Raw genomic sequence first — 12,935 nt, 5'->3', positions numbered from 1 at the left:
AATAGGGAAAATGTTGGTCATAGCTAGAAGTTTTTCCCCCCTGCTCCCTGCCCCCCTGCTTCTTCTCCCTACTCCCTACTCCCCACTCCCTACTCCCTTACACACTAGGAGAGGAGAATGACAATTCAAACACTAGATATTTCGCCTGTCGGTAGAGTCGAGGGCGATTTAGATGTCCGAGTCGATATTGAAGATGGGCGGGTAGTTAACGCCTGGACACACGCCGAACTGTTTCGGGGATTTGAAATTATCTTGCGCGGTAAAGACCCCCAAGCCGGCTTAATTGTGACGCCGCGTATCTGCGGTATTTGTGGCGGTTCCCATCTGACGAGCGCATCCTGGGCATTAGATACAGCTTGGGGTACACAAGTTCCTCGCAATGCAATTTTGGCGAGAAATTTGGGTCAAATTGTGGAAACCATTCAAAGTATACCCCGTTACTTTTATGGTTTGTTTGCTATTGATTTGACTAATAAAAATTACCGTAGCAGTCGTTTTTATGAAGAGGCTTGTCGCAGATTTGCGGCTTACACTGGCACATCTTACGAAATCGGTGTGACTATTTCCGCTAAACCAGTAGAAATTTATGCACTGTTGGGCGGACAATGGCCTCACAGCAGTTATATGGTGATAAATTGCGGAAGTGCTTATATAGTCAGAATTTGTAAGGATAGGTGCAATGATTCCCTGATTTTTCCTTAAATCAAGCGATTCTGAGATAGTATCTAGCAGCCAATCCGTTAATTTTTCTCTGCTAAAAGTTATTTATTTGGTTTTCTCAGACATTACCTAATTCTTCCCTACATTGCCGCCCCAATCCCAAAATCGTCTAAACTCAAAGTGTCCGCTAACTGCCAAAGTCCCATGTCTCGCTGGTTCAACATTGCAGGCCCATGTAAAGACGATATCGACTATATGCTATCTCCAACAACACGATTACCAGATTTGGAGGAGCTAATCCAACAGCGTAGTTATTTTGTTGTTCATGCACCGCGACAAACGGGGAAAACAACGGCAATGTTAGCCTTAGCACAGCAACTTACCGCCGCAGGACGTTATGCAGCAGTAATGGTATCGGTGGAGGTAGGAAGTGCATTTAATCATGACCCAGGTGCGGCAGAATTGGCAATTTTGGGAACTTGGTATAACACGATTTCCATCCGATTACCCGATGAATTGCAACCACCTGTTAGGCAATGGCAACAGGAAGAACCAGGACAAAGAATTAGGGCTTTTTTGCAAGATTGGGCAAAAGCTTCACCCCGACCTTTGGTAGTATTTATTGATGAAATTGATTCTTTGCAAGATGAAACGTTAATTTCAGTATTGCGGCAATTAAGAGATGGTTTTCCTAATCGTCCAGAAAATTTTCCCTCATCGGTAGGATTAATTGGTTTAAGGGATGTGCGAGATTATAAAGTAGCATCGGGTGGTAGTGACAGGTTAAATACATCTAGTCCTTTTAATATTAAAGTCACTTCCATTACCCTGAGAAATTTTCATGCCGAGGAAGTGGCAGAACTATATCAACAACATACAGCAGAAACCGGACAAATTTTCACACCAGAAGCAACTGCAACAGCCTTTGATTTAACCCAAGGACAACCTTGGTTAGTTAATGCTCTGGCTAAAGAAATTGTGGAAAAAATGGTGAAGGATAGAAGTATTGCTATTACAAAAGAACATATTCTACAAGCAAAGGAAATATTAATTGCTCGTCAAGATACTCATTTGGATAGTTTAGCTGAACGCTTACGAGAACCAAGAATAAAAGCGATTATCGAGCCGATGTTAGCGGGTTTGGAATTGGGGGATATACCCAACGATGATATTCAATTTGTGATTGATTTGGGTTTGTGTAAAATGCACCCCCAAGGTGGATTAACCATTGCTAATCCCATTTATCGGGAGGTTTTACCCAGGGTATTAACGGTGACACCAATGGCTTCTCTACCAATGATTGTACCCACTTGGTTAACCCCGGAAGGCGAATTAAATATAGATGCGTTACTTGCAGCATTTCTCAAGTTTTGGCGACAGCACGGAGAACCGTTATTAGGTAGCACTGGCTATCATGAAATTGCCCCCCACATCGTATTAATGGCTTTCTTGCATCGTGTTGTTAATGGTGGTGGAACCCTAGAACGGGAATATGCAATTGGTAGTGACAGAATGGATTTATGTCTGCGTTACAAGGATGTCACGTTAGGTATTGAGTTAAAGGTATGGCGGGAGAAAAAGCGTGACCCCCAAACTGAGGGTATTGAGCAATTAGAATCCTATTTAGGGCGTTTGGGGTTAGATTTTGGTTGGTTATTTGTGTTTGATAGGCGTAAAAATGCCCTCCCAATGGAAGAACGTTTATCAACTCAGGTTGTGCTGACGGAAAATCAGCGTCGGATTACTGTGATTCGGGCTTGAGTATTTTGAATTATTGATTTCTTTGTTTGAAAATTGAGCGATCGCGCTGTCGCGCACTGCCAAAGGCGATCGCTTGCTTAAAGTCCACAATCTTGGTGCGTTAAGAGGAATTTATCAGCAGATTCATCAGGAGTGTTGTGGGGAACGAACTTGAAAAAATAAAAGAAATTCATCTTGAAAGAATCTTATTGATTTCATTCACAACATCTTCAAAATTTGAATTCTCGTGTATATCAATTGGCAGAACTAGAAAATCTCTCAGATGACCAATAAACTCACTTATCGTTCGTGTTATTTTTGAGTATAATTCGATATCTTCTCTTATATTTGGTGCTAAGTTGGCAAGTTGAACAGACTTCATTGCTTTGTCTGTAGCCTCAAGTTTCTCTTCCCAAAATCTAATATACTCAACGATATCAACTGGCTCATAAATCTTCGCATCCTCCAAAACAAGGGGGACAATTCTTTCTTGAAACTTTCCGTTTTCAATAAGCTCAGTTAATTCAAACATACAGTATCTAGATTTGAGATATTTATCACTTATGACTGTAATTACACATTTACCTTTCCCCAATCTTTGCATAAAGTTTTTTAATGGGTCTTTATACTTCAACTCTTCCGAATCACGAACAATATCAATATTTTTGTTCTTAAGAATTTTACATAGCTTATCTACAATTTCACCGCTATTTCCTCCACGAGCATAGCTAATACATACCTCTTTTTGTGTAGTCATATATCGGCACTCCAATGACAATATATCCAAATCTCTTTCTTGTGCAGAGTTTATAAGAACTAGTTTAAAGAAAAGGTCTTGAAAGTCAAATTTTTCAATTTCTTGAATAGCCTCCTTAAGCTTTTCCAGAGCCTCTGAACTATGAACAAACACAAGATAATAACAAAATTTTACTTTTCCTCTCCTTAAATCTGAGGTCAGCTTCTTTAAAGCATCTTCATCAAAATTTACATTGCCAATAGTTTTAGCTAGAAATAAAGCTTTTTCTTTATAATTAGAATCCGAGCATTTGAATTCTACAGGATTTTTTCCGAGACCACTTTCACTTTTAAGTTTTACCTTGGATTGATAGCAATATTCACCAATTAGCTCTTCAACAAGATTTTTTACAATTGATTGGCTACGAAATCTAAGATTGTGTTGAGCTAAATTATCTGTATCGCTATCAACCTCGTGAATCTCCCATAAATGCTTGTATCCGTTGAATTCCTCATCTTCAACAAACTGTTTTAGTTTTAGAATCAATGAAATTAAAAACTCACGAAATTCCTCTGAGTTGGAATATGTTGATCGTGGAAGGGGGTTTTTGTCAACAAACTCTTTGATCACTCTAGGAAGCTTGATAATATTCTTGGTATCTTTTTCAAAGTTATACTGAGTGTATGAATCTGGATGAGTTTCAACATCATTTATAAATTCATTCAAAATTTCTGGATGTTGTTCAATGTAGCCTAAAACATATTTTTTTGCAGAATTGCTGCTGTCATCTTCTTTTTCCTCTTCTTCGTTTTCTAAATCATATTTTTTAAGATCATCATGCAGATCAGAGTTTAGTTTAGCTCTTAATTGTTCATTTTCTCTGCTCTTGATAAAACGATAAAGTTGTTCAGAACCAATAGATGGTATTTCACGTAAAAAAGCCTTTGGAACTAAAAGTATAGGCTTATTATTGAAAGGATTTAAAGGTAAGTAAAAGCTTTGGTCATCCCACTCATTATATTCAAAATCAAAATCAAAATTTTTAACAGTGTTCCATTTAAGATGTTCATCACTTATAGCAAGCCTCTTACAAACATCCCTCGTATATAGCACTAGTTCTTTTTTGATCAGATTACCTGTTGCATCACTGATTTTATCTTTACCGATACCTGGAGTGAAAATTTCAATTTGTTCAAAATGTTTAGGAGGCGAACTAGATTTCTTTGAAAGGTTGATAAGAGCATCAGATAGTTTTATCGCAAAATCCTTACCCATACCTGCTCCACCAGTGGTGCGCTTAGAGAAACCTAAACACACTTCTTCTACTTCTGGAAAACGAAGCGTATCATATATTAATTTCTTATATTTTGACGGCAAATTTCCTGATTTTTTATCTTCTTGGGAAGGAACTTCACAAATTTTAGAAGCTACATCAAAAGCACATCTAAAGAACTGCATAAACTTCTGGCGGCAATTACTAAAGAATGGATCTTTAGACTTAAAAACTTGGAATGGATCTATACATAAATGAGTATCTCTATCGAGACGAGGATTAAACCAGTCGTCTTGTTCTGATGTCTCAATATTGTAAACTTCAGAGAAAAGAACGCTTTCTTGTTTCATAAAATTTATTCAGGTAGTTCTAAAATTTCTTCTAGGTACTTTCTCGCTTTTGTAGCTTCAGGTAAAGCTTCTTTATAAGCTGAAAGTGCTACAGCATAATCTCTAATAAGCTTTAGGCTTTTTTTAATCTCATTAAAATCACTTTCAGCCAATAATGTCTCCTCAAACAATAAGTCCATCTTTTTGTGTACTTCCAAAGATTGTTTATACAGATTTTGAGCTTTTTGCTTTGAATCAGAAAGCTTTGCAAGAGTTTCCACCGCAGTAAAAATTTCTTCTTTGTTTTTTGGCATCAAAGTTTCTTCTTGAATTTCAACCAACTGTCTAGTACTGAAACCATTAGGCATTTTCAATTTTAATGATTTGTCATTAACCAAACAAGCTAGTTCTTGAGCTGCTATATATCTTGCATCTCTTTCATTCTTGCTCTTTCTAGAAAACAAACGTTCTGGTTGATGCGGAGCAACATAGTAAGACATATAGGGATAAATTTTATTTTTTTAACTATAACCCCATTAAAAGTCATGCACAAAAAACACAGTCATCGATCACCTCACTCATGAACAGATATACATGGTAAAGACTTCTCTTACCTCTATATCAATAACTTAAGCCACCCAACTATTTATTAGACGGAAATTTTCTGTCTCTCACACCAAACAATCCAGTAATATAAAGCATTACAGTTAATTTAGTCATAATATTAAGAACTTTTGCGGATATCGTTACTATCAACATATTATACAGAAAATTTCCAGATAATTACTTAAATATGGGCAGATAGCAATAAATTGAATGGCTATTATCTTTTTCCGAATAATAGACGGAATGATTCGGTATATCTACCCGATGTTTAAACAAACAAAAATCTCCAATTAGCCCTTCGTGCCATCCCCAACCTTAAAATCGTCTAAACTCAAAGTGTCCGCCAATTGCCAAAATCCCATGTCTCGCTGGTTTAATATTGCAGGTCCTTGTAACCCTGAAAAGCACTACACCATCTCAGCCACAAGTCGTCTCCCGGACTTGTCGTTGCTGATTGAACAAGAAAGTTATTTTGTCCTTCATGCACCACGACAAACGGGGAAAACCACAGCAATGTTAGCTCTAGCACAGCAACTTACCGATACAGGACGTTATGCAGCAGTAATGGTATCAGTAGAGGTGGGAAGTGCATTTAATCATGACCCCAGTGCCGCAGAATTAGCAATTTTGGGAACTTGGGGGAATACAATTGAGGATAACTTACCCCCAGAACTACAACCCCCAACTTGGGTTTATAATGCGCCTGGGCAGAGAATTGGCGAAAATTTAAGAGCTTGGTCACGAGCTATAAATCGTCCGTTAGTATTATTTATAGATGAAATTGATTCCCTACAAGACCAAACACTGATTTCAGTTTTACGACAGTTACGTGAAGGCTATCGCAGTCGTCCAGAAAATTTTCCCTCATCGGTGGGATTAATTGGTTTAAGAGATGTGCGAGATTATAAAGTAGCATCCGGTGGTAGTGACAGATTAAACACATCCAGTCCTTTTAATATTAAAGTCACTTCCATTACCCTGAGAAATTTTCATGCCGAGGAAGTGGCAGAACTATATCAACAACATACAGAAGAAACCGGACAAATTTTCACACCAGAAGCCACAGCAACAGCCTTTGATTTAACCCAAGGACAACCTTGGTTAGTGAATGCTCTGGCGAAAGAAGTTGTGGAAAAGATGGTGAAAGATAGAAGTATTGCTATTACTAAAGAACACATTTTACAGGCAAAAGAAATATTAATTGCTCGTCAAGATACTCACTTGGATAGTTTAGCTGAACGCTTACGAGAACCAAGAATCAAAGCGATTATTGAACCAATGTTAGCAGGTTTAGAATTGGGGGATATACCCAACGATGATATTCAATTTGTGATGGATTTGGGTTTGTGTAAAATGCACCCCCAAGGTGGATTAACCATTGCTAATCCCATTTATCGGGAGGTTTTACCCAGGGTATTAACGGTGACACCAATGGCTTCTCTACCAATGATTGTACCCACTTGGTTAACCCCGGAAGGCGAATTAAATATAGATGCGTTACTTGCAGCATTTCTCAAGTTTTGGCGACAGCACGGAGAACCGTTATTAGGTAGCACTGGCTATCATGAAATTGCCCCCCACATCGTATTAATGGCTTTCTTGCATCGTGTTGTTAATGGTGGTGGAACCCTAGAACGGGAATATGCAATTGGTAGTGACAGAATGGATTTATGTCTGCGTTACAAGGATGTCACGTTAGGTATTGAGTTAAAGGTATGGCGGGAGAAAAAGCGTGACCCCCAAACTGAGGGTATTGAGCAATTAGAATCCTATTTAGGGCGTTTGGGGTTAGATTTTGGTTGGTTATTTGTGTTTGATAGGCGTAAAAATGCCCTCCCAATGGAAGAACGTTTATCAACTCAGGTTGTGCTGACGGAAAATCAACGCAGGATTACTGTGATTCGGGCGTGAGTATTTTGAATTATTGATTTCTTTGTTTGGATATTGAGCGTTTTTCTCAAAGATGTTTAACAGTGAAGTTATTGAGTTTTGAGCAAAAATACATGGTACGATCTGCTTGCAGCAGCGCTTGCGCTATCAGAGAAATTGACAAAAATGCACAGCCACCTATGGATTACAGAAACTATATCACAATCGAAGCGAATAAACGCGGTGGTAAGCCTTGTGTACGTGGCTTGCGAATTACAGTTTATGAGGTGCTTGAATACCTAGCCTCCGAAATGACAGAAGCAGAAATTCTTGATGATTTTCCCGATCTAACGCGGGAAGCTTTAAAAGCTTGTATTGCTTATGCGGCTGACCGTGAACGTCGGCTGATGATTTCTCCATTATCAGCATGAAATTACTGTTTGATGAAAATTTATCCCCTAAATTATCCACCCGTTTGAGCGATATTTTTCCAGACTCGCTTCATGTTCGAGATGTAGGCATGAAAGCAACAATAGACCCGATAGTTTGGAATTATGCAAAAGATAATGATTTGATGATTGTCTCGAAAGATGCTGATATGCACGATCTGAGTTTAGTGTTTGGGAATCCCCCAAAAGTCATCTGGCTTAGACTTGGAAACTGTTCTACCTTACAGCGTCGGGAGTTCAGCACGATCAAATTATTTTATGAAGATGAAAATTCATCATTGCTTGCCCTCTCATAACTACAAAGCAGATGGGAAGCAATTATTAACCATAGGGATGTGGTTTCCACGAACTAATTCCCTGATACGGCTGCTTTCTCAAGCAAACTTGGGTACAGGGTTTCTTTTCCAAACTTCATTCGGGGTTGAGCGATCGCACTTTGTTTGTTTGTTTGGATATTGAGCGAACTGACAAGTCAGCACTTGCGCGATAGCGAAGCGCTCCGTAGGAATCGCTTTTTTCAAAGATGTTTAACAGTCAAGTTAGACGGTTTATATTTATAACTGAGTTCGAGTGCATTGCAAAAGCTATTGAGGAGATTAAGCAAAGCATTATAGTAACAGTAAGCATCCTCTCGTTCATCTTGGAGAAGGGCATATAAGATTAGCTCTGGTTCTGGGGCTAAGTTATCTTTAGGGATATCTAAACCAGCTTCAGTTAAGCGTGTTGACGCGATTCTCTTTCAGAGAGGCTTTGCCAACGCAGCTAACAATGCTCCAATTGTATTGGATTCACCTCTGTGAAGATCACTCTGTCCAGGTAAGATTATTTCAGATCCCGGCAACTCATTGAGATTCATGATTGATCATCCTCCAGGTTATCTTCACAACGTTCAATAAATTTCTCTACTCTGTTTCTAAGCATATCAGGGTTAAAAGATGGGAATTTAAACCAGAACTCCTGCCATCTCCCTAATTCGATTTGCCCAGGTTTGAGACAAGTTTGAAATTTCCAGACGACTAGAATCACTTGCCCAAGTTGACCACCAATGAATATGCCATCGAGACAATTGACGTTGCATTTGAGCCAGTTCAAACGCACTGTCCACATCTAAATCAATCGCTGTCAGTTCTAAAAATACTTTACTTTCCCTAACAATCCCAAGTACCGCTTCCCCATTAACCCCATCCAAACTGAGAGATGCCATTTGCAGAAAGTTCTGTGCCAATCTTTCCAGACGTACAGAAAGGCGATCGCATCGAAATGCAATTTGTTCTACAGTCCAGTTATTCATACGCCTCCTAATAACTTATGGATGATTTGTTTGACCTGTTCACGAATCGTCGGATCTAATTACCTTAAACGATATTAACGTGACCCTCTTTCAATCTCTTGATAATCTCAGCTAAGATTCTCTACTTAATAGCGCACTGACAAGTCAGCGCTGGCGCGATCGCACTGAAACCCTTATTCTGTCGTACGAAATTTAAAAGTGTCCGCACTATTGTCTTAAGTTTGATTTAGACTGCGCCTGCGGGCAAAAAAGGGCGTGAAGCTCACTTAGCGGTTGAGACTTTTAGGTTGTTCAACTTAAGCGGTTTCGCAAGGAGAGCGGGATCCTTTCCATCCAAGCACTTCACTGTGTCGATCGGGACTGCATAGTGCTCCCCGGATCTTTGGGTACAGACTTTGGTCTTATACTCGGTAAGCCCAATAGAGCGAGCAGCCGCTATCTCCTTTACGACCTCTTGATCAATAAACTGAGAACCTGATGATTTTAGCCCACGTTCAATGAGCAAGCCACCAACTGCGGCAACGGAGATAACCTTGCCGTTAACTATGACTGACTTCCCAGATAGCAAGCCCAGCTTGGCTGTTGAGCCAATTGCGGCCCTTTGCTTTGCAATCAAGACTGTAGAACCCTTGTTGATAACCACAGTCTTGACGGCGATCACCTTGCCAGTACCAAAAATGATCCATGGGAGGAACCAAAAAGCGGCATTCGCCGGACTAGGGCTTATAACAAGCGCCGCAGCCAAAGCAGTGATCACTACACATTTGCGCATAAAGACTCCCACTAGATTTTGTGAAGGACACAAAATATATTGTAGACGGATTAACCTGTCTATAGGCTGACGTACGAGCAGTAGAGTCGGGCGGCTAATTAAATTACTTTACGGTACGGGCTTGCGATTAAATGAAGCTTTAAAACAAGCAGTTCGAGCCGCAAAAATTCAAAAAAAGGTGGGTTGTCACACATTTCGCCACAGTTTCGCAACCCATCTGTTACAAAATGGTTACGACATCCGCACCGTTCAGGAATTACTCGGACACAAGGATGTCAAAACCACCATGATTTATACCCACGTTCTTAACCGTGGAGGTAAAGCTGTTCGTAATCCTCTCGATTGTTAGACATTCTCTCTTGATTTCCACTTTTCAACCTCCAACTTTAACCTTTCATTCTCCATCCTGAGCGCCAAAATTTCATTTTTCTGCAACTCAATTAACGACTTTTGACTAATTACCTCACCAAAGGCTTTCTTCCGGTTTTCAATACCAAACCATCTTTGATAGGTTTTTGTATGTTCATCAACAGTATGACCTAAATTATCTGCTGCGGCTTTAATAGGTATTCCCTGAAGATGCGCTCGAATTGCACAAGCATGACGTAAATCGTAGGGTTGAAACTCAATTCCCACTTTTCTAAACCATCTGGATATATCTCTCCGCATCCAATTAATATTTTGCACAGATGCAATTTTTGCCACCTTTTTCTCTAAAATCTTTAATGGTTTGGGATTTTTTAAATCAAATAACTCTATCCATTCAGGTACAAAGGGGATAACTTCTCGATATCCAGTTTTGGTATTTTTATTCACTTTCCAAGTATGGTCTATATTTTGGGGAGACATCCACCAATTAATATCTGGTTGTACAAATAATTCCCTTGGTCTTAACCCAAATGTCGCCAACATTCCATATACCCAACGCCACATTTCCCAAGTGTCAATTTCATCACTAATATTTGTATTTTTGCGGTTTAGGGCGAATTTCTCAAATAGGTCAAAAGAAGATATTATCTGATCATCTTCGGGAATTTCTCTATGGGCTGGGGTGACATTATCTCGTGTCACATCGAGTGTAAATCCTAAATTAAAAGTTTTAATCAAAACAGAAGTTACGGCAATTAGTTCATTTTTTTTATTACCCTGAAATGAATTAATGATTTCCTCGAAATTCTCCTTTGTGGCTAAATGGGTGAGAGGAAAGTTTCTTTTAATTACAGATATATAGTTAGCAAAAGTATTTTGACTCGTTATAGTTCTCTGACGGGTTTGATAATATTTCTCGTCAAATGTATCTAATAATTCTCCAATGGTTTTTATTTCTTGCTTTTCTCTAGATTTAATTCCTAAATATTTTTCATTCCACTGGAAAGTATGACGAGCGATTAATTTACCCAACTCGTAACTTTCTTCAATTGCAGTTTTCAGTCCCTCTAAATTTGCAGGTATCCCCAGAGACAAATCATACTGCTTTTTTTCTTTACCTGAGCTGCGATCGCCTCGGCGAAGCGGAGCTTTATCGCCTGGTTTTAACGGTAGCGTAGCTCGTAACTGGAGAGAATTGCCAGTTTGTTTAATGCTAACTCTTATTCTCTCCCTTTTTAAATTAGTATTAGCTTCGACTAACTTCTGCTCAAAAACTGCTTGATACTGTAATTCCGTGGCTTTAATTTTCGCCATTGTTCCTCTATAGCTGCCGTCTGTGGTGTTCTGCGGCTCAAAATCTGCAAAAATATCGGCGAATAAGTCGGTTGAGTCTGCATTTGCATATTCATGTGTAGATGTGGAATATGTCCCCTCGCAATCATCCTGATTTTGATTTTGTCCGCTCATTCCCTAGATATTCCCTTTTTTATAAACTGAAATGGTGAAAATAAAATGTTATCTCATAGCAGAAAAACTTTATAAAACAAGTTCTTCAATAACATTATGAAGATTCCACTAGTTACCACAGCAGTTATATGGTGCCTGGTGGAGTGATGTGCGCGCCCACCCTGACAGATATTACCCGCGCTTGGGCGATTCTGGAATACTTCCGCACCAATTGGTTAGAACCAGTGTGGTTGGGTTGTTCTTTGGAACGTTACGAACAAATCCAAAGCTACGATGATTTTATGGCGTGGTTGGATGAAGACCGCAAGCATCGTGAATCGGATTTGGGTTTATATTGGCGCATGGGTTTAGATATCGGTTTAGATAGATATGGCGCTGGTGTGGGTAAATATGTGACTTGGGGATATTTAGCCCATGAAGATAAATACCAAAAGCCCACTATTGAAGGGCGCAATGCTGCGACGATTATGAAGGGTGGCGTGTACGACAGCTTCAGCGACACCCATACTTTGATTGATCAGTCCTTGATCCGCGAGAATACAACTCGTTCTTGGTACGATGAAGGAACAGCAGATATTCACCCAAGCGATCGCACTACTAAACCCACGGCAAATAACAGCAAAGACTTTGATAATGCCTATTCTTGGGCAAGTGCTGTCCTCCACAAAGACTTTGGGCGCTTAGAAGCTGGCCCCTTAGCGCGTCAATTAGTGGCGGGTGGTAATCATGGCGAGTCTTGGCAACACCATGATGGGTTTATTCTAGATGTGTTCAAAAAGATGGGTGGTGCTAACACTCATGTGCGTCAATTAGCACGAGTTCACGAACTTGTCAAGTTATATCGCCAAGCTGAACATTGTCTACGCGAGTTCAAATTAAATGACCCCTGGTATATTAAACCTACAGAAAAAGACGGTCAGGGTTGGGGTGCAACGGAAGCTGCGCGGGGTGCGTTATGTCACTGGGTAAATATAGAAGGCGGTAAGATTAAAAATTACCAAGTGATTGCTCCTGGTACTTGGAATATCGGCCCCCGTGATGGTGAAGGTAAACGCGGCCCCATTGAAGAAGCTTTGATAGGGACACCTATTGAGGATTCTACAGACCCTGTGGAAGTTGGTCACGTCGCGCGATCGTTTGATTCTTGTTTGGTGTGTACTGTTCACGCCCATGATGCTAAGACTGGTGAGGAGTTGGCGCGTTTTCGTACTGCTTAAAAATATAATAGCTAATGACTAACTCGATAACTAGTCATTGGCTATTATATTTTTTAAATTATGAGTATATGCTGCTTAAATACAAAAATAACAGTTCCTTTTTCAATACTGTAGCCAAAAAAAGAGTATAAAAAAAAGGGCTGATGTAGTAGAGTTA

General features: G+C 39.6%; 9 protein-coding genes and 3 pseudogenes. 7 read left to right on the top strand and 5 right to left on the bottom strand.

Annotated features, from left to right (window positions below; genetic code table 11):
• Positions 1-117 precede the first annotated feature (117 nt).
• Together ACM0OS_RS25785 and ACM0OS_RS25780 are read left to right on the top strand one after the other, a co-directional pair.
• Positions 118-630 (top strand): annotated as a pseudogene (locus ACM0OS_RS25785) (nickel-dependent hydrogenase large subunit); the annotation flags it as partial.
• A 234-nt stretch (positions 631-864) separates the two neighbouring features.
• A complete protein-coding gene (locus ACM0OS_RS25780) occupies positions 865-2,421 on the top strand; it encodes an AAA-like domain-containing protein (RefSeq protein ID WP_414546026.1) in 1,557 nt (518 codons plus the stop codon).
• 169 nt (positions 2,422-2,590) lie between these two features.
• On the opposite strand, the gene ACM0OS_RS25775 is transcribed toward ACM0OS_RS25780, so the two are convergent.
• Both ACM0OS_RS25775 and ACM0OS_RS25770 read right to left on the bottom strand, forming a co-directional pair.
• Positions 2,591-4,759, bottom strand: coding sequence for a toll/interleukin-1 receptor domain-containing protein (locus tag ACM0OS_RS25775; RefSeq protein WP_414546025.1), 2,169 nt, complete (start codon positions 4,757-4,759; stop codon positions 2,591-2,593).
• Between the two features lie 5 nt (positions 4,760-4,764).
• Positions 4,765-5,238 carry a hypothetical protein gene (locus ACM0OS_RS25770; protein WP_414546024.1) on the bottom strand — a complete coding sequence of 158 codons (474 nt, stop codon included), beginning with the start codon at positions 5,236-5,238 and terminating at the stop codon, positions 4,765-4,767.
• Positions 5,239-5,704: 466 nt separating this feature from the next.
• Between ACM0OS_RS25770 and ACM0OS_RS25765 the strand changes: the two genes are divergently transcribed.
• From ACM0OS_RS25765 to ACM0OS_RS25755, 3 genes are all read left to right on the top strand, one after another.
• Entirely contained in the window at positions 5,705-7,255 is a 1,551-nt protein-coding gene (locus tag ACM0OS_RS25765; protein ID WP_414546023.1) for an ATP-binding protein, read from the top strand.
• Between the two features lie 158 nt (positions 7,256-7,413).
• Positions 7,414-7,644 carry a DUF433 domain-containing protein gene (locus ACM0OS_RS25760; RefSeq protein WP_414546027.1) on the top strand — a complete coding sequence of 77 codons (231 nt, stop codon included), beginning with the start codon at positions 7,414-7,416 and terminating at the stop codon, positions 7,642-7,644.
• Positions 7,641-7,958, top strand: coding sequence for a DUF5615 family PIN-like protein (locus ACM0OS_RS25755; protein WP_414546022.1), 318 nt, complete (start codon positions 7,641-7,643; stop codon positions 7,956-7,958). Before ACM0OS_RS25760 ends, ACM0OS_RS25755 begins: the two co-directional genes overlap by 4 nt.
• 647 nt (positions 7,959-8,605) lie before the next feature.
• Here the strand turns inward: ACM0OS_RS25755 and ACM0OS_RS25750 are convergent.
• On the bottom strand, positions 8,606-8,953 hold the full coding sequence (locus ACM0OS_RS25750; protein ID WP_414546021.1) for a hypothetical protein: 348 nt from the start codon (positions 8,951-8,953) through the stop codon (positions 8,606-8,608).
• 262 nt (positions 8,954-9,215) lie between these two features.
• Positions 9,216-9,725, bottom strand: a complete 510-nt coding sequence (locus ACM0OS_RS25745) for a hypothetical protein (RefSeq protein ID WP_414546020.1) — start codon at positions 9,723-9,725, stop codon at positions 9,216-9,218.
• Positions 9,726-9,861: 136 nt separating this feature from the next.
• Here ACM0OS_RS25745 and ACM0OS_RS25740 point away from each other — a divergent pair.
• Positions 9,862-10,074, top strand: a pseudogene (locus tag ACM0OS_RS25740) (tyrosine-type recombinase/integrase); the annotation flags it as partial.
• Here ACM0OS_RS25740 and ACM0OS_RS25735 read toward each other — a convergent pair.
• Positions 10,071-11,561 (bottom strand): site-specific integrase, encoded by a 1,491-nt coding sequence (locus ACM0OS_RS25735; RefSeq protein ID WP_414546019.1) that lies wholly within the window; start codon positions 11,559-11,561, stop codon positions 10,071-10,073. The pseudogene ACM0OS_RS25740 and the gene ACM0OS_RS25735 sit on opposite strands and share 4 nt — an antisense overlap.
• Positions 11,562-11,677: 116 nt before the next feature.
• On the opposite strand from ACM0OS_RS25735, the pseudogene ACM0OS_RS25730 reads away from it, so the two are divergent.
• Positions 11,678-12,778: pseudogene (locus ACM0OS_RS25730) on the top strand (nickel-dependent hydrogenase large subunit); the annotation flags it as partial.
• Positions 12,779-12,935 lie beyond the last annotated feature (157 nt).

The sequence above is a fragment of the Nostoc sp. CCY0012 genome (genome assembly GCF_963920855.1).
GTDB lineage: Bacteria > Cyanobacteriota > Cyanobacteriia > Cyanobacteriales > Nostocaceae > Cyanocohniella.
Note: the sequence above shows the minus strand (reverse complement) of the source record. Positions and strands in the feature narration are given on the sequence as shown.